This window comes from Paenibacillus sp. BR1-192 (assembly GCF_029542445.1).
Lineage (GTDB): Bacteria > Bacillota > Bacilli > Paenibacillales > Paenibacillaceae > Paenibacillus_AQ > Paenibacillus_AQ lautus_A.
This window is the reverse complement of sequence record NZ_CP120718.1, coordinates 6,935,222-6,961,299: the sequence shown is the minus strand read 5'-3', so window position 1 is coordinate 6,961,299 and position 26,078 is coordinate 6,935,222. Positions and strand designations below refer to the sequence as shown.

Below are 26,078 nucleotides of genomic sequence, written 5' to 3'. Positions count from 1 at the left end.
GGAAGACTGGGCGGCGGTGAACATAGCCCCCGGCTGTAGGAACGGGTATACTTCACTAAAAAAGGCTGTACCTGATGTTGGAAGCTCCAAATCATCAAAGGTACAGCCTTTCTTGCATAAGCGTATAGCGATTATTGCAGACTGACGATGGTTAGTCCTTGATCCTGCAGGCTCTTAATGATCTTCGGTAACGCATCCACGACCGCCTGGGATTCATGGAGGAGAATAATGGAGCCGGAAGCTTCGATGTGCTGGACATAATCCAGGATTTTATCCTCGTCGCGAGTCAGCCAATCCTCGGGATCCCGGTTCCAGAGCACCACTTTATTGCCTTGCTGGCGGCTTAACGCCTCGGTCCGGTCATCAAAGGCACCGTAAGGCGGACGGAAGAGCACCAGCTTCTCATCGGTAATATGCTCAATGAGATCGGCTGCGCGGGTCAGTTCCGCCTTTTGTTCTTCATAAGTAAGGTTTGGCATCTGGCTATGGGTCATCGAATGGCTGCCGACGGAGTACCCGTTGGCATGGATGGCCTTGACGTAGTCCGGGTGTTTTTTCACATTGGTGCCGACAAAGAAGAACGTCCCGCCAACCCCGTGTTTCTTCAAGACGTTCATGATATCCATGGAGTGCTTGGATGGCCCGTCATCGAACGTAAGGGCGACATACCCTTTGGGGATGCTGTAGGAGATGAAATCCTTAAGCTCCAGCTGTGGAACGGCAGCCGAGGTCTTGATCTCCTTCCTCGGTTTGCTATCCGCTTCCTTCTCCACGGAAGCGGCTACAGGTTTGGCAATCATCGCATTCCGGTTCTCGGCAAGCAATTGGATGACCGTTTCGACCTCCGCTGCGGCGGTTATAGCAGCTTCATGCCGGATGTCACTCGGATACGAGTAATTAAATGAACTTAGCAATACCACAAAAATCAAGCTCATCAAGGTTGCGCTTGCCAGCTTAAGCGGAAGACGATGCGGCTTCCTTGCAGAGCGCGTGGTGTTTCGATTTCCATCGGTCTGCACCTCTTCGGCCGGACCCGGTTCGGATGGAGGCGCGGACAGGAAGGACAGGGTAGATACATCGTCCAAATGCCGGATAGCCTTGATCGCCAGCAGCTCAATGACTTTTCCATAGGAGTCAGACATGACGGCCCTCCTTTCTCTAGATGTTCATGCAGTGATTATGCTTATTCCGATGGTGTATTGGGAGCCGATGTTCTTGGCGAGAAGGAGAAAGACATCTTCTCGGTAAAATCATTGATGGTCTGCATCAATTTGGCTTTATCGTCCAGAATGTTCTGGTACTGCTCCGCATACTTCTGGTTTGCAATCTCCAACTCGCGCACCTTCTCTTCAAGCGCGTTGATCTTGAGCATGCTCTGATATTGGGTGTTGTTAGACTCTTCGTAGAGCTTGTTGTACTTGGCGGTTTCGGTCTCCAGCTGGTTGGAGAGCTTCTCGTACGCCAGGTTCGATGTCAGCTGGTATTCCTTGTAATCCTCCAACAGCTGGTCGTAACTCATCTGTTTGTTGGTCAGCACGTTCTCGAGCTCGCGGATTTCCTTGTTCTTCTCCTGGACCAACTGATCGCGCTTGATCTGCTCATGCTTATACCGGTTGATCGTTTCGTTGGCGGTAAATAGCTGATCCTCCAGGCCCTTGTTCTTATAAGACAGCAATTGCCGCTCCTTCAGCATGTTCTCGATCGAAACGATGACGTCGAGGCCGATTTTGTCCTGGTTGTCCTTGGAGAAAAGATGCTTGCTGCTCTCCGCGGCGGGCAGTTCAGGCTCCGCGGAATAAGCCGGCTCTTCTTCGACGGTTACGGCAATTTCCTGGTGTTCGGCACTGTTCTTCTCGGGTTGGTTCTGGTTTGAGCGGGCATTCTTAAACCAGGCCATTCCCTTTTTTTCTGTTTCCCTGGCCAAAATATCAACTCCTATATATTTCAATGAATACAGCATGAATTTAGGATAAAAGACCCTATTAATAGTCATCGGTAAAAACACCCTAAAAACTTTGCCCTTTGACCCTATGAAAATAAAAAAAAGCCCCGCAAGCGAGAGGGGGCTTTTTAGAGGGCAGATCTTCCGGTTTATGCGGCCTTTCGACCCGCCTATATTCATGAATTAAAACGAACGCGATGCTTCGACTTATTCCGTCTTCTTTATGGTCAGCTCCGGGGCGATAACGTCGACCCGGTTCGTCCAAATCCCGCCGCTGTAGTCGTCCGGCAGCCTTTCCAAATCCGCTACGGAGTCAAAGCCTTCCGACCAGCCGCCGTCCCCGGCCACGAGGATGACCCGCGTATTGATGCTGTCCATCCGGTTTAGGAATTTATCCGGCCATCCCCATAAGTAACGGGCATATTTCTCTGGTATATGGAGCTGGGTGTTGCGGCAAACCGATGGAAGGTAGCCGCTCCAGCCGGCCCCGGCGTAGGATACGAGACAGCTTTTGAGCGTATTCATGGACATGACGCGCAGCGAGGGGAGCTGCGATTTTAACGTGCGGATCGGCTGGTCATCCCCGTAAACGGTCAGCTGGCTGAGACGCTTCACCGGCAGACCGGACAGATAATCGGCCAGTTGTTTTCCTTCTTCAGGGTCCGTGCTTTTGATATGGATCAGAAACGCGCCGTCCGGGAACGCCTCCAACACCTCGCCTAACGACGGAATCAGCCCGACTCCCTTTCCCCGAAAAGGATAAGTCGCTCCCTGGTCGGCCGTGTAGCCGTACCCGATGTCTATGTTTTTCAGCTCGTCCATGGTATAATCCTTGACCGAGCCCTCCACGTTGGTGCGGCATTCCAGCGTCCAGTCATGGAACACGGCGAACTGGCCGTCCTTGGTCGGTTTGATATCCAGCTCCACGATATCGGCACCTGCCTCGAAGGCGGCTCTCATGGACGGAATGGTGTTCTCCAGGTAAGCGTGCTCCGGCACATAGATGCGGGAGGCGGTACACGTGTCGGCTTCAATGCCTTCCATCGTAAAGGTCTGCCCAAGCCCGCGATGCGCCAGCAGAAGCGGCTCGCCGTCACGGTCTTTGGTGAACAGGGATGAATTGTTAACGAACAAAAACACGAGCAACACAACAAAAAACAGTATGATTTTCTTCCATCTTTTTAGTTTTCGCATGATCCAATCCCCCAAAATCGTATACAATATGCAATAGTAGATTTATATTTTTCTCTTTCTCTATACGAAGTTCTCTATTTATATCCTTCTTTATTCAATCTTAGTGATTTTGGGCGCATACTCAATGGCTGGAACATAACAATTGCATAATAACGAACTAACAAATACGAATGAGCGAGTATATGGGAACAGGAGGGAGCATGATGGACAAATCCTCCTTTTTGATGGTGGAGCGGGGAAATCCCTACGAACGCGGGGACGTTATAGCTTTGACCAAACCGATCACGGTGCTTGGCCGCAAGGGCCAGCATTTTGATCCGGATATCGCGTTTGACAATATTTTTGTGTCCCGGCGGCATGCGGCGCTGCTGCATCTAAACGGGAAGTTCAGCATCAAGGATCTGAACAGCAAGCATGGCACCTTCGTTAATCAGGCACGGCTGGCTCCCCATGATGAAATACCCCTTCAGCATGGAGATACCATCGTGCTTGCGGGAGATCTGATCGTGCTGTCCTTCTCCATCCTCAGCATGGATGAGACGATGGACATTACCCCGCTGATCAAGCAGCTGGCGGCGGTTGAGGGCTCCGGCGGGCTTAAGCTGAATCCTTTCAAGCAGGAGCTGGTATACGGCGAGGACGTGTACGTTTTTTCGGAAAAAGAGTACAAGTGCATGGAGCTGCTCGTCAATCACCAAGGACAGTTCGTGTCCAAGGAGCAGCTCAAGGCATACGTTTGGCCCGAGCGAAGCTACGGGACGGACGAAGTGCCCGATGTGAGCTCGGAGGAGCTGAATGCGCTGATCTACCGGGTCCGCAAGAAGACGAGGGATATTTTGGCCATTGAGAGCATCCGGGGAAAAGGCTATATTTTGCAGTCGACGGCTGAATGACGATCGCAAAAACGAAAACGCAATGAAATCTAAGGAACCATCAAACGGCAAGCCCTTCCTCCATGCAGGAAGGGCTTGCTTGCATGAACAGGACAAATTCGATGGCGGTGAGAGGGAAATGGCAGGCCCCAGCGAACTGTTATAGCATGGAAGTTTCGAATGAAACGACAATCGAAAGGGATGTGCAGAACAGATGAACATGGAGCAGTTGCAGCAAAACGGCATTGCCGTTAACCAGTTAGGTTATCGGGGCCGGGACGCCAAGATTGCCGTCATTGCCGGTCAGGGCGGACGGTTTCGCATCGTCAATGCGCGAAATGGCGAGGTCGTATGGCAGGGGCAGACGGCGCCCGCCATAGAGGATGCGTCCAGCGGACAGACGGTAAGCAGAGGGGATTTTACGGCATGGGAAGCACCCGGTACCTATCGAATCGAGACGGAGGATGGGCAGTCGTCGGTACCATTTGCCATTGCCGACGATGTATATGAGGATGCCCACCGAGCAATGTTGAAAGCGTTTTATTACTTCCGGTGCGGGACGGCTTTGGATGAGCCGCATGCGGGGCCTTGGAAGCATGAAGCCTGCCATCTCACGCAGGCCATCGTGCATGGACATGAATCGCGGCGGATGGATGCTTGGGGAGGATGGCATGATGCCGGGGATTATGGCAAGTACGTCGTGCCTGGCGCCAAAGCCGCCGCCGACTTGCTGCTGGCCTTCGAGCTGTACCCCGAAGCGTTTGCCCAGCCGCTGCCGCTGCCTGAAAGCGACGGCCGCATGCCGGATGTGCTGCATGAATGCAGGTATGAGCTGGACTGGCTGCAGCGCATGCAGGATGAGGAATCGGGGGGCGTATTCCATAAGCTCACGACGCTGCGGTTTCCGGCGGGAGACGTCATGCCGGAGGACGATACGGCCCCGCTGTACTTGTCGCCGATCTCCGCAACGGCAACCGGATGTTTTGCCGGTATCATGGCCATGTCGGCACGGATCTATTCTCCCTATGATGAAGCCTTCGCCGCGAGCTGCCTGAAGGCAGCGGTGCGGGCTTGGGCATGGCTGGAGGAGCATCCCGACGAGCCGGGCTTCCGCAATCCGGCTGATATCGCTACAGGCGAGTATGGCGATGGCCAGGATGCGGACGAACGGTACTGGGCAGCGGCAGAGTTATACCGTACAACGGGGGAGACGCCATATCATGAGGCTTTCCAAGCTTTAGCCAAGCAGGACTCTTTCGGAAAGTACGAGCTGGGATGGGCGGACATGGGCGGTTACGGGACGTTTGCCTATCTGATGTCGGAGCGGGAAGAAGAGCCCGAGCTGGCGCAAGAATTGATGGCGGGCCTGTTACGGCGTGCGGATGAGCTTGCTGCTGTCAGCGATCGGGACGGCTATGGCCTCTCGCTTCTGCCGGATCAATATATCTGGGGCAGCAATATGCTGGTCATGAACCACGCGATGCTCCTGCTGGTGGCGGGAAGACTGTCGGGTTCCGAGAACTTTGAGCGGCATGTGCACGAGCATGTGCACTATGTATTCGGGGCGAACGTGATGGGGACAAGTTATGTTACCGGATATGGGGCGAGGCCGATCCGGCATCCCCATCACCGTCCTTCCGAAGGCGACGGCGTGGAGGAGCCGGTTCCGGGCCTCGTCTCCGGCGGTCCGAACAAGGGGCTTCACGACGATTATGCGCATGAACACTTGGCCGGCAGGGCGCCCGCAGCCTCTTTTGCCGATGTGATGGAGAGCTATTCCACCAATGAGGTGGCTATTTATTGGAACTCACCGGCCGTGTTCGTGCTGTCTCATTTTGTATAGAAAGAGCATTACACAGAAAAAGAAACGCCGAGAGATTCTTGACGTTTCTTTTTTTGTAATGGACTGCGGATTCTTCCATCTCCAAAGAGTCGAGTAAAGCATGGGCTTAATTTATCGTGATCGCTCGGTGAGGCTTGCTGTAATGGCTTGTTCCGCCCCCGCCGACCAGAACTTTTCCTCCTCTTCTAAACACCAGCAGCTTGGTCAGTCCGCCTGCCAGCATCACCTCGACTTTGGCATGGTTCGAAGTAGCGATATAAACGACATAACCGCTTTTCGAAAGCACGGTTCTCCAGTTGCCGTCAAACTCTGATCTCAAGACGCGGCTCGAGTATACCTGATTTTCAATTCGACCCGATGACGGTGTTCTCAAGGCGTACACCTCCCCTTCATTCATGAAAAACGTGGGAAATGACCGTGCTGTCGCTGCATCATCTCCTATCTATTCTATGCAGCTGCAGATGATAGGTTTGGATGCTAGCCTCTTAATTTCCCCTTCACCAGCGTATGAAGCAACGTGGCAGCAATGCCGCAGACGCTGCCGACGACCGTACCGGTCACGATGCTGCTGATGAAGGCGAAGGTTCTGGTCAAAAAGCTGTTGGCTGCTGCAGGGAGGTCGGCCAGATTGCCCCCTAGAGCCGGCGGCGTTTCGAAGGCCATATTCCATAACAGCTGATGCGTAATGCCAAGAAAGAGCCCATAGACGGCTCCGATGGCCATTAAGGGCAGAAAAGGATATTGAACGTGATGCCGCTTGCCGAGTACATAGAGTATCCAGACGATCGGGGGAATGAAGACAAGCAGCCGATTGATGATCCCGTGGGGATCGACCCATTGCAAATCGTGGGCAATGACGCGGGGAACGCCGAGCAATGCCAGCAGTATGATTGAGAGCATCGGCAAGCCGTTGTTATTTCTTCTTTGTATGTTCATCTCGCAATTTACCTCCGTAACCTTGAATTTAGATTCCCGATGTTAGCCGAGATGGTTTTAGTTTACCGAAGGCATGTTGTGAACTTATGACGAGGGTGTACGCAATCCGTGAATTTGAGCCGCTTCGGCTTGCAACTTGGAATATACAGGATCAAGGGGCAGGCTTGTTCTACGAATGAAACCGCGTCAGGACTGCATTTTCATAATGATGACATGATCCATTTAAAATTTGTCAACAATATTCTTGACGAAACCCGCTTTTCCTTTCGTTGAGCCTTTTGCCGGGCTGACTTAACATAGAGGTGTCAGATGAAAGCAACACTACAACATTCAGCTTTATTTTCAAATATGACTAGGAGGTCAGTACGATGTCCAACGAGACAAATACAAACGCTTCCAAAGGCATTCGCGTAAGGGTTCAGCAGCTCGGCCGGCTCCTTAGCGGCATGGTGATGCCGAATATCGGTGCGTTTATTGCTTGGGGCCTGATTACGGCTCTGTTCATCCCGACCGGCTGGTTCCCGAACGAGAAGTTGGGAGCTCTGGTTGACCCGATGATCAAGTATCTGCTTCCGCTCTTGATCGGTTATACGGGCGGACAGATGATCCACGGCAAACGCGGTGCGGTTATCGGTGCGGTTGCCACGGTCGGCGTTATCGTCGGTGCAAGTATTCCGATGTTCCTTGGCGCCATGATTGTCGGCCCTCTGGCTGCATGGGTATTAAAGCAGTTCGACAAGCTGATCGACGGCAAAATCAAATCCGGCTTCGAGATGCTGGTGAACAACTTCTCGCTGGGTATTATCGGCGGTGCGCTGACGCTGCTGGCCTACACCGGAATTGGTCCCCTTGTGCAGGGCATTACCAAAGTTCTTTCAGCCGGCGTTGACGTACTGGTCGATGCCAACCTTCTGCCGCTGGTCAACATTATCATTGAACCGGCGAAGGTATTATTCCTCAACAATGCGATTAACCACGGGATTTTCAGTCCTCTCGCTACAGAGGAATCGGCTCGGATCGGTCAATCCGTCCTGTATATGCTGGAATCCAATCCGGGACCCGGGCTGGGCATTCTTCTCGCCTTTTGGTTCTTTGGACGCGGTTCTGCCAGATCCTCTGCTCCGGGGGCGGTTGTGATTCACTTCCTGGGCGGTATCCATGAGATCTACTTCCCGTATATTTTGATGAAGCCGGTCCTCATCCTGGCCGCTATTGCGGGCGGCGTGGCCGGAACCTTCACCTTCCAGATTCTTGGAGCGGGACTCGTGGGACCTGCGTCGCCAGGCAGTATCCTTGCTTATTTCGCCATGGCGCCTAAGGGCGGCCTGGTTCCGGTGCTGGCCGGTGTCCTTGCTGCGACGGTCGTTTCCTTCGTGATTGCGGCACTGCTGCTCAAAACGGGTAAACAAACAGAAGAAGAGCCGAATTTGGAAGAAGCATCCGCCAAGATGAAAGAAATGAAAACCGGCGGCATGAACGACCAAGTTGCCCCAGCTTCTGCGGCTGTGGCCAATCTGGACAAAGACAACGTGAACAAAATCGTGTTCGCTTGCGATGCCGGCATGGGCTCCAGCGCGATGGGCGCCTCGGTATTGCGTAAGAAACTTCAGCAGGCAGGCGTCAACATTACCGTTGTGAATTCGGCGGTAAGCGAAATACCGGATGATGCGGATATCGTCATTACCCAGAAGACTCTCACCGAGCGGGCCATCGCCAAGAATCCGAATGCCGAGCATATCTCGATCGACAACTTCCTGAAGAGTCCGAGATATGACGAGCTGGTGGAACGACTCAAAGACTAACATAAGCTTGAACCATATGACACGCTGGCGTAATCACGCCGGCGTTGTCTCCATTTCATGAAGAAGGGAGCCATGGATCTGGGACACATTACTGCCCGCCAGCGACAAATCCTTCTGCTCCTCATGAGCAGGACCGATGGCATGACGGCTGCAGAAATAGCCGCTGACGTTGGGGTCAGCGTCAGGACGGTTCACCGGGAAATGGAGGAGATCGAGAAAGACCTGCAAGGTACGGGCGTTGTGCTTCTCAAAAAGTCGGGAACGGGCATCCGGCTGGAAGAAGAGAAGCCCGAAGGGATGTCCCTGCTGCGACGATCCCTGCTTGCGGGGAAGCCGGCCGATTATTCCGTGGAAGAACGCAAAATCCTCATGCTGTGCGCTTTGCTTGAGGCGGATGAGCCCGTCAAATTGTTTGCTTTGGCCCATAGTTTGAAGGTAACCGTCCCGACGGTGAGCAATGATCTGGATGAGCTGGAGCCGTGGATGAAGCGGTTTAACCTGAAGCTCATACGGCGCCGGGGCTACGGCATCGAGATCGACGGCGCGGAAGGGGTAAGGCGAAGGGCGATTGGCAGGCTCGCCGAGGAATATCTGGATTATTCCGATCTTGTCGGTGACGGATACAGCGACACGCGGGAGCCGGTGACGGCCCGGCTGCTGTCCATGATCGATAAACCGGCTCTGCTGGATGTAGAGAAAACCTTGTGGGATATGAATTGGGATTGGACGGAGGATCTTAGCGAAAGTGCCTACACTTCCACGCTGATCGCGTTATCGGTTTCCGTAAACAGGATCAAGCGGGGACGGGACATGGAAGCTGCCGATATTGCGAGCTACCCTCCTTCCTCTGTTTCCGTCGAGGAGGCGCGGGATTTTGTTGGTCGCCTCGGCGAGAAACTGGAAATGAATTTCCGCGAATCAGAATTGATCTATATCGCCCAATTGTTTGAGGCGGCAAAGAACATGTCCGAGGTCAGCGAGCTGGTTCATGCGGACGTCGAAATGGTGGAGATCGCCCATCGCCTGATTGAACGGGTTCAGGGGCGCACCGGCATTCCGTTCCAGGAGGACCGCACGCTGCGGGCAGGTCTGGTGGAGCACATCGGAGCTGCACTGAATCGGATTCGGGAAGGGACCCGGATCCGAAATCCGCTGCTCAGTCCGATTCGGAAGGATTATGAGGAATTGTTCGGGATCGTCCGGCGCTCGGTCGACGAGCTGAAGCTGGATTTAAGCATCCCGGATGAAGAAATCGGATTTCTGGTTATGCATTTTGGAGCATCGAGCGAACGGCTGAACCAGCCGGAACACCATCTGAAGGCCATCCTGGTATGCTCCAGCGGTCTCAGCTCCTCCAGGCTTCTCGGGACAAGGCTGAATAAGGAGATGCCGCAGATCGAGGTGCTCGGCAACGTATCGTGGTATGAAGCGGCTCGGATCCCGAAGGAGCAATACGATCTCATCATATCGACCATTGATCTGCCGCTGCCGAGGGATCGATATGTAAGACTAAGCCCGCTGCTGACGGCGGATGATAAAGAGGCGCTGCTTCGATTCATCCAGAGCACATCCTTCGAGTCGGCCAGCAGCACGGCTGCCGTCAGCCGAATCGAGGAAGATCGTAAAGCTGCATCTTTCGAGCGGCTCCGCATGCAGGCCGCCCTGATGAACGAAATCGTATCGCTTCTGGACGGCTTCCATGTCTACCATCTGGATAATCTTCAGAATGATTTGCAGGGAACTTTGAACGAGGCCTTGACCAAGGTATATGAGCAAGGGGCTCTCCGTGATGCGGAGATGGTGAAGGAGCGCCTGCTTGAACGCGAACGGATGGGTACCCAGCTTATTCCCGACACGACGCTGGCTTTATTCCATACGCGAAGCCGCTATATCACCTGGCCTTCGCTGTCCCTGTTCAGGCTGGCGCATCGAGCGCCGCTTGAGGATGGGGCCCAGGCGGGCGTCATTCTGCTGATGCTGGCACCGAAACAGCTCCCGAAGGAGAGCCTGGAGGTGCTCAGCGAAATCAGCGCCATGCTGCTTCGCTCCGAGCTGATCGAGCTGATGGAGCGGGGCGGCGAGGAAGAGATTCGATCCTATTTGGCGGAAGAGCTTCAGCATTTTTTCAATCACAGACCATAGAAAGAGGGAGACTAACATGAATAACATACTGTCCAAAGATAAAGTCGTACTGAACGCAAAGGCTGACAGCAAGAGTGAAGCCATTCGCATGGCGGGGAACCTTCTGGTACAAGCAGGCCATGTATCGGCCGATTACGTGGATAAAATGCTGGAACGCGAAGAAATTGCGTCCACTTATATGGGCGGAGGACTTGCAATTCCCCATGGCACCAAAGAAGCGAAAGGCATGGTCATCTCCACGGGATTGTCGATCGTCCGCTTTCCGGAAGGCGTGGATTTCGGCGGAGACGAGCCGGCGTTCATCGTCATTGGCATCGCGGCTGCCGGCGGCGACCATATGGAGATTCTGACGAATGTGGCCATGATTTTCACGGATGACGAGAGCATCGAGAAGGTCATGAACGCTTCCAGCGAAGAGGAGATTCTGGCCATCTTCGAGGGAGGAATGGGCGCATGAAGGCAGTCCATTTCGGCGCGGGCAACATCGGACGCGGTTTTATAGGGCTCTTGTTGTCACAGGCCGGTTATGAGGTTTGTTTTGTCGACGTAAACGAAGAGCTGGTTTCAGAGCTGAAGGCGCGCGGGGAATATCCCGTAACCCTGGCCAGCGAAGGGCAGGAGACCACGGTGGTCAAAGGCATCACCGCTCTCAATAGCGCCTCGGAACCGGAAGCTGCCGCGCGCGCGGTAGCGGAAGCGGATCTCGTCACGACGGCGGTCGGCGTCAACATCTTGAAATTTATCGCCGGCACCATTGCCGAGGGGCTGAAGCTTCGGCTGCAAACGAACTCGGCATCGCCGCTTCATATTATTGCATGCGAGAACGCCATCGGCGGCAGCTCGCAGCTGAAAGAGCATGTCTATGGGAAGCTTGATGACGAGACGAAGCGTAAGGCTGATCGGCTCGTGGCTTTCCCGGATGCAGCCGTAGACCGGATCGTGCCGCTGCAGCAGCATGAGGACCGTCTGAAGGTCGTGGTGGAGCCGTTCTATGAGTGGGCTGTGGATCGCTCGCAGATGTTTGAGGATTATGTCCCCGTTGAAGGCATTCACTACGTGGACCGCCTGGAGCCGTACATTGAACGCAAGCTGTTCACGGTGAATACCGGACACTGCTCGGCTGCGTATGTAGGCTTTCTGAAAGGCTATGAAACGATCCAGGACGCCATGAAGGACGAGGCGGTGGCAGGCCATGTCCGCGCGGTGCTCGAAGAAACGGGAGCTGCGCTCATACACAAGCACGGCTTCGGTCCTTCCGAGCACCAAGCATATATTGACACCATCCTGGAGCGGTTCCGCAATCCCGCGCTGACCGACGAGGTGTCGCGCGTTGGCCGCTCCCCGATCCGGAAGCTGTCCCCGGGCGACCGCCTGGTCTCGCCGGCCATGCTGGCTTTCGAGAGCGGACTGGCGTATAAGAGCCTGGCGAAGTCCATGGCGGCAGCCCTGCTGTTCGATGTTCCGGAAGATCCGGAAAGCGTGGAGCTCCAAGCCTCCGTTCGGGATATCGGCGTAAGCGACACGGCTTCCCAATATACCGGCATTGCCGGAGAGCATCCCATCATGGGTGAGGTAATGGAGCAGTATGAGGCCTTGAAGGCCGAGCTCGAAGCGAATGCATAATCATTGGAAATATAATGATGAGCCCCTGATCCTCTTCGCGGAGATATCAGGGGCTTTATGCATAGCGGGGAGTTTCTCATGCTTCAGGATGTTGTGCGCTTTGTTGGCGCTTATCGTTGGAAACCATCATAAGGAAGTAAATTCCAAATATTCCATCCATAATATTTCAGAAAATTTTCGCTAATTTTCGAAATAAAGAGTACACTAGAAGTAAGAATCTACAAATTGGATGTGATGAGCATGGCAGAAGAATTGATCTTGACCCAGGAGGGCTATGACAAACTCCAGGAGGAACTTGACGATCTCAAGTATGTAAAACGCAAAGAATTAGCGGAACGGATCAAGCTCGCGATCAGCTATGGTGACTTGAAGGAGAACAGCGAGTACCACTCAGCCAAGAACGACCAGGCATTTATGGAAACGCGCATCATCATCCTGGAAAAAACGCTTAACAGCGCCCGGATCGTCGACGCTAAGGATGTAAGCTCGACCACGGTCAACGTCGGTTCGAACGTCGTTCTGAACGACATCGAATTTGGCGAGAAGCTTGAATATCAGGTGGTAGGCCCCGCAGAAGCCGACGTATCCAATAACAAAGTTTCCTATGAAAGCCCGCTCGGCAAAGCGCTGATGGGCAAAGCGGTAGGCGACCAGGTCCATGTGGAAGCGCCCATGGGCATCGTGAAATACGAATTGTTGGAGATCAAGGCGCTGTAATCGCCGATGGATCAACGAATATATAGATGCAAAAGGCGTAACCGGGTGCTACATGTCCGGTTACGCCTTTCTTATGCTCGTCCCGGTTAAGGGATCGGCTTTTCATGCCTGTTGGAGCCCTTTAAGCATTAGCCGTCACAGCCTTGCGCTCATACATATAGCAGGCTGCTCCCAGAATGAAGGCGAGCGCTACCAATCCGGCTCCTACCCAAGGCAGGGCCGTTAAGCTTAGATGCGTAATGACCAATCCCCCGATAAAAGCGCCCGCCGCATTTCCGAGGTTGCCCGCGGAATGGGTTGCTGTGGAGGCCAGTGCAGGAGCGGATTGGGCCAGACTCATCACGCGCACCTGCATTCCCGGCATAACGGCGAAAGAGGCGGCCCCCCACAGCACGATGGTCAGCACAGCCGTGACCGGGTGATGGATGGTCACCGTGAGGATGGTCAGAATGACGGCCGTCGCAAAGTAAACGCCCAGGATGGAGGGCAGCAGTTTCCAGTCCGCCAGCCTGCCGCCTACGATGTTGCCTACGGTCACGCCGATACCGAACAGGATCAGAATCCAGGTGACGCTGGGTTCCGCAAAGCCCGTGATCTCAATCAGCAGGGGCGCGATATAAGTGAAGACGGCGAACAGGCCGGCATTGCCAAGCGCGCCGATCAGCAGGAAGAGAAGAAGCTGGGGTCTAATGATGGCCGTGATCTGCTGAACGATGCTTGTCGCTTGCTCCTGCCGTATCTTCGGTATGAAGATCAGGATGCCGATCAATGCCAACACGCCCATGACGGCAATCGCGCCGAATGAAGCGCGCCAGCCCATCGTTTGGCCGATGAAGGTACCGATCGGAACCCCGATGATATTGGCTATCGTTAATCCCGCCATCATGATGGACACCGCTCCGGCACGCTTGTCCGGCCGCACCAGATTGGATGCGATGACAGCGCCCACGCCGAAGAAGGTCCCGTGGGTCAGCGCGGTCAGCATCCGGGCTCCCATCAGAACGGCATAGTTCGGAGCGAAGACCGAGATGCCGTTGCCCAGGATGAACAGGCCCATGAGCAGCAGTAACAGCTTTTTCTGCGGAATTTGGTTAGTAAGGACGGTCAGAATAGGGGCTCCTACGGCTACCCCGAGGGCATACATCGTAATCAGCTGCCCGGCAGACGCGATGCTGACATTCAGATCATCGGCTACATTGGGGAGGATCCCCATAATGACAAACTCCGTCATGCCAATGGCAAATGCACCCACGGTGAGAGAGAGTATAGAGATGGGAAAGGGTTCTTTGCCGCTTTTTTCCCCAGTGGCATGTTGCGAAATATCCATGGTGTTCAAGTCAACCTTTCTGCTCTGTATGTTAAAGATATAATCCCAATCTCCATTATCGGTTTTATAGAGGGACTGTTACATATTATTTAACGTGGCGGGAGGATAATCAAGAACTTTATTTTTCGTAAAACAGGGGCATCCTGTTAAGGTAGACTCTTCCATGAACAGGAGCTTGTCCGTCATGTAAGAGCTTAAGAGCGCCATTGCAGGCGCTCTTCCCATAAGTAGGCGCTATAGAGGTGCCTGTGGGAGCGGATTGACCCATTCCTTTTGATATAAGAGCATCAGAAACAGGTGAACGACTCGATACTTCTTAAGTCGAGCCCTGAATATACCCACATCCATCCCGTCCAGCGGAAGCCGGCCACCGAGGTGCGGCCCACAAAAGTCGGGTAAAACCAGAAGCCGGGTCCACGTGTCGGCCAAATATAGGTATTTCTGAACAAACAGCCCCTGATCGCTCCAGGATCAACTGCGAAGGTACTGGCCATAGGCTGTTGGGGGACAGATGTTGGAGGCGGGGATGAGGGCCCTTGCATCGGTCCCTGGGGTCCTTGCGGCGGCATAAATGCCATGAGGATTCACTCCTTAATCGGGTTTTTAGGTTTGGAAGTGCGCGGGAGACTTGCCGAACTACAATGTAAAGCCCTTCTTCTAGATGTAAAGCAAGGTGATGACAAGCAATTCGAAGAGGACAAGTGGCAGGATTACATTGTTATAGTAACTGGGACCGAAGCCGCGCTGGTTTCCGTATCCGGGCATGCTCAAATACAGAATCCCTTTCTCGCAATGCATAATAGTGCCTTCAAAGACATCGCCGTCAAGCGTTTCGACGCGAACCAGCTGATTCGCATGCTGCTTGCATAGATGGTGGATATGATCGCGAACCGATTTGATGTTGTGCTTCATGCTGGGTTCAGCTTGATATAAGGTTTGCTCCTGGTGTCCGGGATATTGAATGCTCATATGGAAAAGACCCCCATCGTGAATTAGTCATACATAATCCCATCCTATGCAAATGCCCAGAGAAGGGTGTTAAGGGTCTGTTGAATTTCCCGCATGGGCAAATGAGCCGATCAGTGATACGATTTAGGTCAATACATTGAATAGAGGAAGTGAACGTTAGCCATGATCGATATAACCATCCCCAAGCCGGACGTCACCATAACCAAGCAGGATGCTCCGGAACTGAGCCATATTTACGGATTTACGGATTTCCACCTGATTCCGAGAGACCGGGGCGGGATTTTCATGTTCTACAACAGCGAGGGAGAGCTTCTGTTCGTTGGCAAAGCTAGAAAGCTGAGACCGCGGATCAAGAAGCATTTTGAAGATAGCGTCTCCCCGATCAAGGAGCATCGGAATGAAGTGACGAGCATCGAGGTTTGCGTCATTGAAGACGCGGTGCATAGAGAGATATATGAAACCTATATCATTAATGAATTCAAGGCCAAATACAATGTGGACAAGGTGTTCTTTCGATAAGGAATACGAACGGTAAAGCGAAGAGGGGCAATAAGCGAGGTCAGGTAAGGAGCCGCGTTTGTTGCTTTTTTTGCGCTGTAATAAAAATAAATTGAAAAAACATCTAAATATTCCTTTACAGGAATATTCCCTTTGTGGTATATTGAAAACAAGAAAAACGGCAGCAAAAAAAGAAGCCGAAAAAAAGAGGTGATGATGGTGACGGGAACAGAGAGAGTTGACAATCGCCGTAAACGCCATAACAGCGGGTCTGTACCGGTCATCACGACAAGATGGAACTGACAACATTTAACGCATTAGCCGAACCAAGCCGTTTTCGTATCGTGAATCTCCTGCAGAAGGGGCCGCTTACGGTAGGGGAAATCGCCGAACGTCTCGACATTCGGCAGCCTCAAGCCTCGAAGCATTTGAAGGTACTGCTGGATGCCGGACTGGTCGAGGTAAGGGCGGATGCGAACCGACGGAATTACATGCTGCGGTCGGAGCCGTTTCAGGAATTGGACCGTTGGCTCGATAATTACCGCCGCATATGGAACGAACGGTATGACAACTTGGATGATTACTTGGAGAAGCTGCAATCGGATATGAAGAAACAGGAGTAAACACCATCTAATTCGAGGAGGAATATATAATGACAAGCAAAATGATTACACGGGTAGAAGGTCAAGTGATCGTACTGGAGCGCGTATTTAATGCACCAAGAGAGCTGGTATTCAAGGTGCTTACCGATGGAGAGCATCTGAAGCAGTGGTGGGGGCCTCGCGGATGGGACATTACGGTATCCGACATGGATTTCCGTCCTGGCGGCCAATGGCATTACTGCATGAAGTGCATGGATCAGAATCAAGGGGATTTCTACGGCATGGAATCCTGGGGCAAATCGGTCTACCAGGAAATTGAGGAGCCGGAGAAAATCGTCTACATCGACTATTTCTCGGATGCGGAAGGCAATATTGCGGAGGGCATGCCCGCAACCACGGTGACGATGACGTTTGAGGAAGTGGATGGAAAGACCAAGCTGGTCAATCGAGGTGTATATGAATCCGCTGAAGCGCTCCAATCGGTATTGGATATGGGAATGGAAGAAGGCATTACCCAAACCTGGGATCGCTTGGAGGAATACCTGGCATCGAAACAATAAGCCCATTTCAAATGCATCGTTAAAAGGTAAAATGCATGGCCGGAATCCGTATGGATCCCGGCCATTTTTAGATTTCATATGCATCGAATCCACCGATTTCACGTTATCAGTTAACTTGTAACTTGAAAAATCCGAACCAAAAGTTCAATATAAAGATAATTGCAAGATGATTAACGATATGGACTGCCCTAGGCGGGAAGCATCGATAACCTTTGCCGGCGGTTCTGACCGCGGCAAAGCATAATAGGAGGAAATCATAATGGAGATTGGGGTTAGCTCGTTCGTGGAGACGTGGCCGGATGTGAAGACCGGCGAAGTGATAAGCCATGCGCAGCGGCTGCGCGAGGTGGTTGAGGAAATCGTCCTGGCCGATCAGGTGGGATTGGATGTGTATGGCGTAGGGGAGCATCACCGCAAGGATTATGCGGCGTCTTCGCCTGCGGTCGTTCTTGCCGCGGCTGCGTCGCAGACGAAGTGGATTCGGCTGACCAGCGCGGTGACGGTGCTGTCTTCCGCTGACCCGGTACGGGTCTTTCAGGATTTTGCTACCTTGGACGCGATTTCGAACGGACGCGCGGAGATTATGGCCGGCAGGGGTTCGTTCATCGAATCGTTCCCGTTATTCGGCTATGATCTGAGTCATTATGACGAGTTGTTCGAGGAGAAGCTGGAGCTGCTGCTCAAAATCCGCGAGTCGGAAAAAGTCACCTGGCAGGGCGAGCATCGTCCGGCGATCCATAACTTAGGCGTCTATCCTCGTCCGGTTCAGAACCCGCTGCCGGTGTGGATCGGAAGCGGAGGCAATTCGGAATCGGTCGTGCGGGCAGGCCTGCTCGGCCTCCCGCTGGTGCTGGCGATTATCGGCGGCAGTCCCCTGCAGTTTGCGCCGCTGGTCAAGCTGTATAAAGAAGCGGCAGCTCATGCCGGGCATGATGTGTCGAAGCTGCCGATCGGCTCGCATTCCCACGGATTCATTGCGGAAGAAACCGAGCTGGCCGCGGACAAGTTCTTCCCTTCGACCCAAGCCAGCATGAACGTGCTGGGACGGGAGCGGGGCTGGGGGTACTATGACCGGGCAAGATTCGATGCGGCCCGCAGCTTCGAAGGTGCGCTGTATGTAGGGGACCCTGAGACGGTCGCCGAGAAGATCATTCACCTGCGCAAGCATGTGGGCATCACCCGCTTTATGCTGCATGTGCCTGTGGGAACGATGCCTCACGACGAAGTCATGAGAGCCATCGAACTGCTGGGAACCGAAGTCGCCCCTCGGGTCCGGAAGGAAATCGACCGCTGGGAAGCGGCTGGCGAGCCTGCGGAGTAAGCAGAATTACTTTTTGACGATATGAAATGAAGACGCATGTAACTTTTTCCGGCACGAGTTCGTCTATGACATAAACAGGCGGGGCGGTGTACATCTTGCGGGTGGCCAGATATTTTGTGTTGTGGTTCGTCTTTATGTTTCTGTTTACCGGTGCTGTCGTAGGCTTGGAGTATATCGAAGGATACAAGATCACGACGACGGAATATTTCGGCCTTCGTAATGCGGGTTTTGTTCTGATGATCATACCGATTCTCATATCCTCGCTTCTATACCCGGTAATCGTGCTCCCTTTATCGTGGCTCATGGGCATGATTCGATGGGGCAGAACTTCACTCATCCTGTACGCCCTGCTGTATGCCGTGATGTGGGCTGCCGCCGGGACAGTGCTGTTCTACGAAAGCTATGATGATCGATTCATACAGGAATATGAACTACATGTCAGCACCGCGGTCATTCTGTTTGGGGTAATCGGCTTGATTTATGGCGGGATCGAGCGGAAGGTTCTGCGTAATCATCCGGCCGGCTCGGTTTAAGGTTCAAGAAAAGACCATGGGAAGCCATTAGGGCATCCCATGGTCTTTTGACTAAAAATATACTTACTCGTCGCTCCTGAACTGCATCTCGACGGACTCGCTTGCCGGCGGCAGCTCCATGCCTTGTTCCCAGATCAGAACCCGGTCATCCGGCGTCCCCAAATAGAGGGCCTTGATCTGAACGCCGTCGCCAAAGCTCTTCTCGTAGGCATTTCGTTCTTCAATATCGTTCGAATAGTACATATTGGACAGTCCCATATCCGCGAATTTTTTAGATTTGATGATGGGACGCTTGGGTGTCACATAGAAGTTTCCTTCCTCATCCGTATCGTAGCTGGCTTGGTTAACATTATAGCCGTCGGTCATCTTCACGTGATAAGCAATGCGCCCATCCTTCAGCTGGCTGATATCGGATACCTGCATCACGCGGGTCGGCACGCTTGTAATGTTCCATTCGAACAGGCCCGCATATGCCAGGAACAAGAGACCGACTGCTAAGCAGCTGATCAATAGACCTTTGGTAAACGAGATCCATTTGGTGCGCGACCACTGGGCCGCAACTTGCCTCAATCCGGCTCCTTCATCCTTGTTTTGCTCCATCGTTTGGGTGGGCAGCGATATTGGGGAGCTCATATGGCTCAGCACCTCCCGGCAAGCCGGGCAATCCGCCAGATGCTCTTCTACCAAGGTTTTGGTGTCTGCGCTGCACACATCATCATGGTACAAAGGCAGCAAATCCTGAATAATCTCGCACGATATTCGGCTCACGATTGATTCCCCTCCTTGTACAGGCTTTGGATTTTTTGCTTGGCTCGAAAGAAGGTGACTCTTGCCCAGCTCTCGGTTTTTCCAAACAGCCGGCTGATTTCGCCAAAAGACAATTCCCCGAACACTCGCAGCGTAAACACCTCTTTATACGGCTCGTCCATCCGGTGCAGGATTTGATGGATGCGAAAAGCCTCAGCCCTTTCCACGGTTTGCCATGCGATATCCTGACCGCTGCCGTGGTCGATCTGCGGGGCCGGCTCATACCGCTTTTGTTTATCAAGATAGGAGAAGTATGTATGTTTAGCGATTTGGCATAGCCACACGCTCAGCTTGCATGTGCCTTGAAACGAATCGATATGCTTCAGCGCTTTGAAAAACGTCTCCTGCGTGAGTTCTTCCGCAACATGCTCGTCTCTGCTGAGCGACAGCAGAAACCGATACACGTCTTGAAAGTGTTGATGGTAGATCTGGTGCAAATCCGTCACCTGTTCACCTCCTTGCCTATATGACCGGGCCATGGCCGATTCGTTACAAGAATCCGCGAAAAAAGTTTCAGCCTAGTGATCTACTCATAACGGATGCCGTTCGAGGCCGTCTCCATCGCGTTCCAGTCCAGAATGCGGATGGTCTGTCCGTTTCGTTCCAGGATCCCCCTTTGGGCGAAGGCAAACATCACCCGATTCAAATGTCGGTGCGTGGTGCCAAGCAAGCTGGCAATTTCCCCGATATGGTCGGTTTTCAGCTCCATTCCAAAGGAAGGATCCGACCCAGGCGACATGGTGGACATCAGATAGCTGGCAAACCGGTTCTCCACGGATGCCAACAGATTGACGCGGGAAGCGGTCGTGCAGGTCTGGAGTTTGTAGCTCAAGTGATCCAGCAAGGTGGCGGTAAAGCGGGCATTCGTCATTTCATGCAGCCTAATATAATCAAACGACAGCCCGATGAACAGGCATTCGTTAACGGCTTCAATCTGGGATTGGACAGGAACGTCTCGAATCAATTCAATATCCCCGATGATGGAAAAGGGATGGCCAAAACGTAGAAGCAGCGATTTGCCGGTTTCGATGCTGGAGGTCACCTTGATTTTCCCTTGCACGAGGAACAACAGGGACTGCATGGCACAACCCTCATGCAGAATAATCTCGCCGGGCTCGTATTGCTGTAAGGTAAATGGCGCCGACTTGCCCAAATCCAGCATGTTTCCGAATTGAAACTGCTCCATCTTGGCTTTCAGCAATGTTGCATCATGAAGTCGTTTCATGGGTTTCTTTTGCGCTCCTTTCTCATCTGGACAAATGTCCTTCTCATTATACGACCAACTGCTATGATAAGAGCAATGAGAAGATACAGGAGGAAATTTGGCATGAAATTCGTATTCGATCTGGACGGAACGATCTGTTTTCAAGGTCAGCCGGTTTCGGACGCGTTGTTGAAGGCATTGGAGGAGCTGGTAGCACAGGGGCATGAGGTTGTTTTTGCTTCCGCCCGGCCGATTCGCGATTTGCTTCCCGTCCTTCATGAGCGTGTTCATCACTACCCGATGATCGGGGGGAACGGCTCGATGGTGGCGGCAGGGGGAGAGCGGATCTCCACGGTCGGTTTTGACAGCGAGGTGCTACCGGTTCTCCTTCAGCTGTTAACAACGTATAACGCGAGCTACCTGATCGATGGGGAGTGGGACTATGCCTATACGGGTCCTGCGGATCATCCGATTCTGCTTCACCTGGACCCGCACAAGCTGGCCAGAAATGTGGCGCTGCAGGAACTCGAATCCATTGTAAAAATATTGATGCTAACCTCGGATCATACGGCGGAGCTGGAGGAGCGGCTGAGACAACTGGATGTGGTCGTTCACGTGCACGGAGGGGAAGCGGTGCTGGATATCAGCCCGAAGGGGATCCATAAATGGAGCGGGCTCCAGCAGTTGGGTGTAAAGGAGAGAGAGTATATTGCCTTCGGCAACGATGCCAACGATATCTCGATGTTCCGGCATGCGCTGCACGCGGTGATGATCGGCGAGCATCCGCAGCTCGCACCATATGCCTCGGAACAATTGCCGTTGGATGAGCAGATCGAGTTCGCGATTGCGGAACGTCTGACGACGCTCGGGCGGTTATATGCCGCGGTGAGTGTGTAGGTCCGTTATCCAAGCAGATGACCAAATGCCCTCCAAACAGGATATGGAAAATAAATTTACTTAGGGTGGGGGCATTCCTCATCCTTTTTTGTTTAGGCCGGAATTAACAAAAAATGTTTAATATTCCGCGATCGTACACAGGAAATCCATGATTCTCGTGTAATTATTTATATTAACTCGCGAGTAGGTTCGACCGATAAATTAATTATTCCATGATCGATAAGGAGGTAATGGTGTTGAAGAAAAAACGGCTGTATTTTGCGGCAGCAATGTTGCTCACCTTGAGTTTAGCGATCGCACCCGTCACGCAAGCGGCAGGCATCACGATGCAAGTCAACGGGATAACCAAGCCTGTGGATGTTGCCCCGGTTATGGTTAAAGGCAAAGTGCTGGTGCCCATTAAGCATGTAACCGAAATATTGGGCCTGTCCATTCGGTGGGATGCTTCTGCCAAGAAGATCACAGCCGTTCGAGGCGATGTCTCTGCCGAGCTGGTTCTGGGCAGTGATGTGGCTACGGTGAGAAACGACACTATCGTCACAAAAGTGAAGCTGGACCAGCCTGCCAGACTGTTGGATAACAGGGTGATGGTTCCGCTTCGTTTTTTGGCGGAAGTGTTTGGGGCTAAGGTGCAGTGGAACCAACAAAAGCAGCTGGTTAGCATTGCGTATGGCAGTGGCGGGCGAACTCAGGAGCAGGGGCAGCCGGGTCCGGCAGGCCCGCAGGGTCCAAAAGGCGACCCTGGCGAAATGGGCCCGCAGGGTCCACAGGGGCCTCAAGGGCCCCAAGGTCCGTCCGGGTCTTCAGGATCTTCGGGCTCCCAAGGCCCAGCTGGCCCAGCCGGGCCTAAGGGCGATCCAGGCCCCGCGGGAGCCCCGGGTCCGAAAGGCGATAAGGGGGATCAAGGCGAACAAGGCCCGGCAGGTCCGCAGGGTGAAAAGGGGGATCAAGGCGATCCTGGACCTCAGGGAATCCAGGGCGATAAGGGCGACCTCGGCCCGGTAGGACCGCAAGGTCCGCAAGGGATACAAGGAGTTCCGGGACCCCAAGGTCCCACAGGTCCAGCGGGGCCTGTTGGACCTGCGGGAGGGAGTTCTACAGGAACTTATGCATATGCAGGGAATACGTCGGGGAGCGTTATGGCAGTGATTCTTGGCGGAACCCCTGTTGCGCTGCCAGACAATCCGAGAGTGGCAGGAATCGCAATAAGTGGAGCTTCATCGTCTTTTACGGTTCATGAAACAGGGACTTACTATATTTCTTACACGATTAATTTAACGTCAGATTTGCTTATGGGCTCAAGGATTACTCGAAATGGTATCCCAATTATGCAGAGTGACGAAGTTCCAATTAAGTCAAAGTCGCATTTTCACGCCCAATTTATAGAACAATTGATTGCAGGCGATGCGCTTAATCTTCAATTGTATGGTGTTATAGGTGCTGCTACCCTTGCACAAGGCAACGGCGCTTCCTTAACGATCATCAAATTAGCCGATTAAAAATCGGGTCCAGCCAACTGTAGGCTGGGCTCTATTTTTATTTGAGTGGATGGTTGTATGTCAGAAGGATAATCCGGCACCTTCGAGAATATCATGTGGCATAGGCGTGAGGGAAACGGGAAGGTGTTGATGTAGGGGTGTCGACATACGAGTATTATAAAGAGATTTTCGCGGAGATTCCGAAGCCGTTCGCTTTGGTGGATCTGGACATGCTGGACGACAATGCCGAAGCAATTGCACAAGCGGCTGGGGGTAAGAAAGTGCGGCTGGCCAGCAAGTCCATCCGCTCCGTGGACGTGTTGAACCGTATCCTTCATTCGAACCCGATCTTTCAAGGAATTATGTGTTATACGGCAGCGGAGGCCGTATTTCTGGCGGAACAGGGCTTTGACGATCTGCTGCTGGGATATCCGCAGTGGCAGCCGGAGGCCATTCGCTCCATCGTGAATCTGGTCGGCGAAGGTCGCAGCATTACCTTCATGGTGGACAGCGTGGAGCATGTCGAGCACATCAAACAGTTCGCCAAACAACAGCGGACCGTGATTCCACTATGCATCGATGTGGATATGTCGGTCCAATATCCAGGTCTGCGCTTCGGTGTATGGCGATCGCCCGTCCATTCGTGGGAGGGCATGTACCCGATAGTGGAGCAGATTATCCGCTCTCCATGGCTCCACCTGGACGGCATCATGGGGTACGAGGCGCAGGTAGCAGGCGTTGGGGATAACGCAAACGGTAAGCATATGAAGAATACCATGGTCCGGTGGCTGAAAAGCCGCTCCATCGTTGAAGCGGCCAAGCGGAGGAAAGAAGCCGTGGAGCGGCTTGCCGCCATGGACCTTCGGCTCCGCTTCGTGAATGCAGGGGGAACCGGAAGTTTGGACAGCTCCCGGGAGGAAGCTTGGGTAACCGAAATTACGGCCGGCTCAGGCTTCTATGCGCCGGGTCTGTTCGATCATTATGCCTCGTTCCGTTATAAGCCGGCCGCGGCCTATGCCGTAGAGGTGGTTCGCATCCCGAAGGCAGGGATCGTGACCTGCATGGGAGGAGGCTACACGGCATCGGGTACGGCAGACAAGGATAAGCTGGCGAAGCCTTACTTGCCTTCGGGATTGAAGCTGTTCCCGCTTGAAGGGGCCGGGGAAGTGCAGACGCCGCTGCGTCTGCCTGCCCATGTGGAGCTTGGCCTGGGAGACCCGGTGTTCTTCCGCCATGCGAAGGCCGGCGAGCTGTGCGAACGGTTCAAGGTGCTGTATGCGGTCTCGCAAGGCCGTATCGTAGGCGAATATGCAACCTATCGCGGAATGGGGGAGTGTTTTCTATGAAGCAGGTCCAGTGGTCGAATTGGTCGGGATCGGTACGAGCCAATCCAAGAACGGTGTTGTATCCTGCCTCCATAGCGGAAGTCGAAAAAGCGGTCCGGATGTGCCGGCAGGAGGGCAGGCGGCTGCGAGTGGTCGGTTCAGGGCACTCTTTTACCCCCATTGCGGCATCCGAGGACTGCCTGATCTCCTTGGACAGGATGCAGGGCCTGGTCCATGTCGACGCCGAAGCCCGAACCGCCACCGTGTGGGCAGGGACGAAGCTGAAGCTGTTGGGCGAGCTGTTGTTTCGGCAGGGGCTGGCACAGGAGAACCTGGGGGATATTGATGTTCAGTCCATTGCCGGCGCCATTAGTACAGGGACGCATGGTACGGGCCGGGCCTTCGGGAATATATCCACGCAGGTTGTCGGAATGACGGTGGTCACCGGTACGGGCGAGGTGCTGGAGTGCAGCGGGGAGTCGCACCCCGATTGGTTCAAGGCGCTGCAGGTATCCTTAGGTGCGCTCGGCATTATCGTGCAAGTGACGTTGAGGCTTGAGCCGGCTTACAAAATCGAATATGAAAGCCGGAGAATACCGCTCGGCGAATGCTTGAAACAGCAGGCGCGATTGGCGGAGGAGAACCGTCATTTCGAGTTTTATTGGTTCCCTTACGCAGAGCCGTGCCAGATCAAGCTGATGAACAAGACGGACCAAGAGGTGAGGGAGCATCGGATCAAGGATTATATCAGCGACGTGTTGGTGGAGAACACCTTCTTTGGTCTGATCTCGGAGCTGTGCCGCAAGCTGCCCAAAGCAAGCCCGCATGTGAGCCGTCTCTCGGCGTCGCAGGTTCCGCTGGGTCGCAAAGTGAATTACAGCCACCGGTTATTCGCGACCCGGCGGCTCGTTCGTTTCAACGAAATGGAGTATAACATTCCCGCGGAGTCGATGAATGCGGTCATTGCAGAGATGCGTGAAGAAATGTCGCGAAACAAGTACCATGTGCATTTCCCCGTAGAATGCCGTTATGCCAAGGGCGATGATATTTGGTTAAGCCCCGCCTACGACCGGGATTCCGCCTATATTGCGATCCATATGTACAAAGGCATGCCGCATGAAGATTACTTCAGTGCGATGGAGCACATCTTCCTGCGGTACGGCGGCAGGCCGCATTGGGGAAAAATGCATCATCTCGAAGCTGCTCAATTGAAGGAGTTGTATCCCATGTGGGAAGCATTCCGCGCGGTTCGGCAAGAGCTGGACCAGGACGGTATCCTGCTGAGCGATTATACGGGCAGACTGCTTGATGTATCCGGGCCGATTTCCGATTCGTTCAGTGATATTGGATAGAATTCACAACAGATTTGATACCCAATTGAAATTGCCGCATAGATCGCATACCTGGTTCGAATCGCCCTTGAGATGGCAGCACCACCTTCCATCGCCCCAGGGCGATTTTTTTTGTCCACCGCTACTTGTAATAA

At 53.4% G+C, this 26,078-nt stretch carries 26 protein-coding genes; 16 read left to right on the top strand and 10 right to left on the bottom strand.

Annotated features, from left to right (window positions below; translation table 11 throughout):
• Nucleotides 1–131: 131 nt before the first annotated feature.
• The 3 genes from P0X86_RS31965 to P0X86_RS31955 form a co-directional block, all read right to left on the bottom strand.
• The gene (locus P0X86_RS31965; RefSeq protein WP_277747358.1) at nucleotides 132–1,142 is read right to left on the bottom strand and encodes a polysaccharide deacetylase family protein; all 1,011 of its coding nucleotides are present in this window, start codon (nucleotides 1,140–1,142) and stop codon (nucleotides 132–134) included.
• A gap of 41 nt (nucleotides 1,143–1,183) precedes the next feature.
• A complete protein-coding gene (locus tag P0X86_RS31960) occupies nucleotides 1,184–1,924 on the bottom strand; it encodes a hypothetical protein (protein ID WP_277747357.1) in 741 nt (246 codons plus the stop codon).
• A gap of 225 nt (nucleotides 1,925–2,149) precedes the next feature.
• Nucleotides 2,150–3,136, bottom strand: coding sequence for a glycerophosphodiester phosphodiesterase family protein (locus tag P0X86_RS31955; RefSeq protein WP_096775656.1), 987 nt, complete (start codon nucleotides 3,134–3,136; stop codon nucleotides 2,150–2,152).
• 200 nt (nucleotides 3,137–3,336) lie between these two features.
• Here P0X86_RS31955 and P0X86_RS31950 point away from each other — a divergent pair, with 200 nt between their 5' ends.
• Complete coding sequence (locus P0X86_RS31950) at nucleotides 3,337–4,029, top strand: FHA domain-containing protein (protein WP_277747356.1); 693 nt, start codon at nucleotides 3,337–3,339, stop codon at nucleotides 4,027–4,029.
• Nucleotides 4,030–4,222: 193 nt separating this feature from the next.
• A complete protein-coding gene (locus P0X86_RS31945; RefSeq protein WP_277747355.1) occupies nucleotides 4,223–5,851 on the top strand; it encodes a glycoside hydrolase family 9 protein in 1,629 nt (542 codons plus the stop codon).
• Between the two features lie 106 nt (nucleotides 5,852–5,957).
• Here the strand turns inward: P0X86_RS31945 and P0X86_RS31940 are convergent, their stop codons facing one another.
• Together P0X86_RS31940 and P0X86_RS31935 are read right to left on the bottom strand one after the other, a co-directional pair.
• Nucleotides 5,958–6,248, bottom strand: a complete 291-nt coding sequence (locus P0X86_RS31940) for a hypothetical protein (RefSeq protein WP_192570235.1) — start codon at nucleotides 6,246–6,248, stop codon at nucleotides 5,958–5,960.
• 80 nt (nucleotides 6,249–6,328) lie between these two features.
• The gene (locus P0X86_RS31935) at nucleotides 6,329–6,787 is read right to left on the bottom strand and encodes a hypothetical protein (protein WP_277747354.1); all 459 of its coding nucleotides are present in this window, start codon (nucleotides 6,785–6,787) and stop codon (nucleotides 6,329–6,331) included.
• 368 nt (nucleotides 6,788–7,155) lie between these two features.
• Here P0X86_RS31935 and P0X86_RS31930 point away from each other — a divergent pair, with 368 nt between their 5' ends.
• The 5 genes from P0X86_RS31930 (at nucleotide 7,156) to greA (ending at nucleotide 13,071) form a co-directional block, all read left to right on the top strand.
• Nucleotides 7,156–8,589: a PTS mannitol transporter subunit IIBC gene (locus P0X86_RS31930; RefSeq protein ID WP_015738000.1), complete on the top strand. Its 1,434-nt coding sequence runs from the start codon at nucleotides 7,156–7,158 to the stop codon at nucleotides 8,587–8,589.
• Between the two features lie 72 nt (nucleotides 8,590–8,661).
• Complete coding sequence (locus tag P0X86_RS31925; protein WP_277747353.1) at nucleotides 8,662–10,731, top strand: BglG family transcription antiterminator; 2,070 nt, start codon at nucleotides 8,662–8,664, stop codon at nucleotides 10,729–10,731.
• A gap of 16 nt (nucleotides 10,732–10,747) precedes the next feature.
• On the top strand, nucleotides 10,748–11,188 hold the full coding sequence (locus tag P0X86_RS31920) for a PTS mannitol transporter subunit IIA (RefSeq protein ID WP_009591149.1): 441 nt from the start codon (nucleotides 10,748–10,750) through the stop codon (nucleotides 11,186–11,188).
• A complete protein-coding gene (locus P0X86_RS31915; protein ID WP_192570238.1) occupies nucleotides 11,185–12,354 on the top strand; it encodes a mannitol-1-phosphate 5-dehydrogenase in 1,170 nt (389 codons plus the stop codon). Before P0X86_RS31920 ends, P0X86_RS31915 begins: the two co-directional genes overlap by 4 nt.
• A 240-nt stretch (nucleotides 12,355–12,594) precedes the next feature.
• Nucleotides 12,595–13,071 (top strand): transcription elongation factor GreA, encoded by a 477-nt coding sequence (greA, locus tag P0X86_RS31910; RefSeq protein WP_015737997.1) that lies wholly within the window; start codon nucleotides 12,595–12,597, stop codon nucleotides 13,069–13,071.
• 121 nt (nucleotides 13,072–13,192) lie between these two features.
• Here greA and P0X86_RS31905 read toward each other — a convergent pair whose 3' ends face one another.
• Both P0X86_RS31905 and P0X86_RS31900 read right to left on the bottom strand, forming a co-directional pair.
• Nucleotides 13,193–14,398, bottom strand: a complete 1,206-nt coding sequence (locus P0X86_RS31905) for an MFS transporter (RefSeq protein WP_192570239.1) — start codon at nucleotides 14,396–14,398, stop codon at nucleotides 13,193–13,195.
• Nucleotides 14,399–15,055: 657 nt separating this feature from the next.
• Nucleotides 15,056–15,367 (bottom strand): hypothetical protein, encoded by a 312-nt coding sequence (locus P0X86_RS31900; protein ID WP_096775663.1) that lies wholly within the window; start codon nucleotides 15,365–15,367, stop codon nucleotides 15,056–15,058.
• 162 nt (nucleotides 15,368–15,529) lie between these two features.
• On the opposite strand from P0X86_RS31900, the gene P0X86_RS31895 reads away from it, so the two are divergent.
• The 5 genes from P0X86_RS31895 (at nucleotide 15,530) to P0X86_RS31875 (ending at nucleotide 18,881) form a co-directional block, all read left to right on the top strand.
• A complete protein-coding gene (locus tag P0X86_RS31895; RefSeq protein WP_277747352.1) occupies nucleotides 15,530–15,886 on the top strand; it encodes a nucleotide excision repair endonuclease in 357 nt (118 codons plus the stop codon).
• 272 nt (nucleotides 15,887–16,158) lie between these two features.
• Complete coding sequence (locus P0X86_RS31890; RefSeq protein WP_015737993.1) at nucleotides 16,159–16,488, top strand: ArsR/SmtB family transcription factor; 330 nt, start codon at nucleotides 16,159–16,161, stop codon at nucleotides 16,486–16,488.
• A 29-nt stretch (nucleotides 16,489–16,517) separates the two neighbouring features.
• Nucleotides 16,518–17,027: an SRPBCC domain-containing protein gene (locus P0X86_RS31885; protein WP_096775664.1), complete on the top strand. Its 510-nt coding sequence runs from the start codon at nucleotides 16,518–16,520 to the stop codon at nucleotides 17,025–17,027.
• A 259-nt stretch (nucleotides 17,028–17,286) separates the two neighbouring features.
• Entirely contained in the window at nucleotides 17,287–18,348 is a 1,062-nt protein-coding gene (locus P0X86_RS31880; protein ID WP_277747351.1) for an LLM class flavin-dependent oxidoreductase, read from the top strand.
• Nucleotides 18,349–18,449: 101 nt separating this feature from the next.
• Nucleotides 18,450–18,881 (top strand): hypothetical protein, encoded by a 432-nt coding sequence (locus tag P0X86_RS31875; RefSeq protein ID WP_249732906.1) that lies wholly within the window; start codon nucleotides 18,450–18,452, stop codon nucleotides 18,879–18,881.
• Nucleotides 18,882–18,944: 63 nt separating this feature from the next.
• Here P0X86_RS31875 and P0X86_RS31870 read toward each other — a convergent pair whose 3' ends face one another.
• From P0X86_RS31870 to P0X86_RS31860, 3 genes are all read right to left on the bottom strand, one after another.
• A complete protein-coding gene (locus P0X86_RS31870) occupies nucleotides 18,945–19,649 on the bottom strand; it encodes a zf-HC2 domain-containing protein (protein ID WP_277747350.1) in 705 nt (234 codons plus the stop codon).
• A complete protein-coding gene (locus tag P0X86_RS31865; protein ID WP_096775667.1) occupies nucleotides 19,646–20,134 on the bottom strand; it encodes an RNA polymerase sigma factor in 489 nt (162 codons plus the stop codon). The genes P0X86_RS31870 and P0X86_RS31865 overlap by 4 nt, the downstream gene beginning before the upstream one ends.
• Before the next feature lie 80 nt (nucleotides 20,135–20,214).
• On the bottom strand, nucleotides 20,215–20,913 hold the full coding sequence (locus P0X86_RS31860; RefSeq protein ID WP_277747349.1) for a Crp/Fnr family transcriptional regulator: 699 nt from the start codon (nucleotides 20,911–20,913) through the stop codon (nucleotides 20,215–20,217).
• Between the two features lie 102 nt (nucleotides 20,914–21,015).
• Here P0X86_RS31860 and P0X86_RS31855 point away from each other — a divergent pair, with 102 nt between their 5' ends.
• From P0X86_RS31855 to P0X86_RS31840, 4 genes are all read left to right on the top strand, one after another.
• The gene (locus tag P0X86_RS31855) at nucleotides 21,016–21,789 is read left to right on the top strand and encodes an HAD-IIB family hydrolase (protein ID WP_277747348.1); all 774 of its coding nucleotides are present in this window, start codon (nucleotides 21,016–21,018) and stop codon (nucleotides 21,787–21,789) included.
• Nucleotides 21,790–22,019: 230 nt separating this feature from the next.
• Entirely contained in the window at nucleotides 22,020–23,288 is a 1,269-nt protein-coding gene (locus tag P0X86_RS31850; protein ID WP_277747347.1) for a BclA C-terminal domain-containing protein, read from the top strand.
• A gap of 137 nt (nucleotides 23,289–23,425) precedes the next feature.
• Nucleotides 23,426–24,613 carry an amino acid deaminase/aldolase gene (locus tag P0X86_RS31845; RefSeq protein WP_277747346.1) on the top strand — a complete coding sequence of 396 codons (1,188 nt, stop codon included), beginning with the start codon at nucleotides 23,426–23,428 and terminating at the stop codon, nucleotides 24,611–24,613.
• The gene (locus P0X86_RS31840) at nucleotides 24,610–25,944 is read left to right on the top strand and encodes a D-arabinono-1,4-lactone oxidase (RefSeq protein WP_277747345.1); all 1,335 of its coding nucleotides are present in this window, start codon (nucleotides 24,610–24,612) and stop codon (nucleotides 25,942–25,944) included. The genes P0X86_RS31845 and P0X86_RS31840 overlap by 4 nt, the downstream gene beginning before the upstream one ends.
• Nucleotides 25,945–26,078 lie beyond the last annotated feature (134 nt).

Coding starts and splice junctions, on each gene's coding strand:
- P0X86_RS31965 (WP_277747358.1), bottom strand. CDS start 1,142: ATGTCTGACTCCTATGGAAAAGTCATTGAGCTGCTGGCGATCAAGGCT.
- P0X86_RS31955 (WP_096775656.1), bottom strand. CDS start 3,136: ATGCGAAAACTAAAAAGATGGAAGAAAATCATACTGTTTTTTGTTGTG.
- P0X86_RS31950 (WP_277747356.1), top strand. CDS start 3,337: ATGATGGACAAATCCTCCTTTTTGATGGTGGAGCGGGGAAATCCCTAC.
- P0X86_RS31945 (WP_277747355.1), top strand. CDS start 4,223: ATGAACATGGAGCAGTTGCAGCAAAACGGCATTGCCGTTAACCAGTTA.
- P0X86_RS31940 (WP_192570235.1), bottom strand. CDS start 6,248: ATGAATGAAGGGGAGGTGTACGCCTTGAGAACACCGTCATCGGGTCGA.
- P0X86_RS31935 (WP_277747354.1), bottom strand. CDS start 6,787: ATGAACATACAAAGAAGAAATAACAACGGCTTGCCGATGCTCTCAATC.
- P0X86_RS31930 (WP_015738000.1), top strand. CDS start 7,156: ATGTCCAACGAGACAAATACAAACGCTTCCAAAGGCATTCGCGTAAGG.
- P0X86_RS31925 (WP_277747353.1), top strand. CDS start 8,662: ATGGATCTGGGACACATTACTGCCCGCCAGCGACAAATCCTTCTGCTC.
- P0X86_RS31920 (WP_009591149.1), top strand. CDS start 10,748: ATGAATAACATACTGTCCAAAGATAAAGTCGTACTGAACGCAAAGGCT.
- P0X86_RS31915 (WP_192570238.1), top strand. CDS start 11,185: ATGAAGGCAGTCCATTTCGGCGCGGGCAACATCGGACGCGGTTTTATA.
- greA (WP_015737997.1), top strand. CDS start 12,595: ATGGCAGAAGAATTGATCTTGACCCAGGAGGGCTATGACAAACTCCAG.
- P0X86_RS31905 (WP_192570239.1), bottom strand. CDS start 14,398: ATGGATATTTCGCAACATGCCACTGGGGAAAAAAGCGGCAAAGAACCC.
- P0X86_RS31900 (WP_096775663.1), bottom strand. CDS start 15,367: ATGAGCATTCAATATCCCGGACACCAGGAGCAAACCTTATATCAAGCT.
- P0X86_RS31895 (WP_277747352.1), top strand. CDS start 15,530: ATGATCGATATAACCATCCCCAAGCCGGACGTCACCATAACCAAGCAG.
- P0X86_RS31890 (WP_015737993.1), top strand. CDS start 16,159: ATGGAACTGACAACATTTAACGCATTAGCCGAACCAAGCCGTTTTCGT.
- P0X86_RS31885 (WP_096775664.1), top strand. CDS start 16,518: ATGACAAGCAAAATGATTACACGGGTAGAAGGTCAAGTGATCGTACTG.
- P0X86_RS31880 (WP_277747351.1), top strand. CDS start 17,287: ATGGAGATTGGGGTTAGCTCGTTCGTGGAGACGTGGCCGGATGTGAAG.
- P0X86_RS31860 (WP_277747349.1), bottom strand. CDS start 20,913: ATGAAACGACTTCATGATGCAACATTGCTGAAAGCCAAGATGGAGCAG.
- P0X86_RS31855 (WP_277747348.1), top strand. CDS start 21,016: ATGAAATTCGTATTCGATCTGGACGGAACGATCTGTTTTCAAGGTCAG.
- P0X86_RS31850 (WP_277747347.1), top strand. CDS start 22,020: ATGGTGTTGAAGAAAAAACGGCTGTATTTTGCGGCAGCAATGTTGCTC.
- P0X86_RS31840 (WP_277747345.1), top strand. CDS start 24,610: ATGAAGCAGGTCCAGTGGTCGAATTGGTCGGGATCGGTACGAGCCAAT.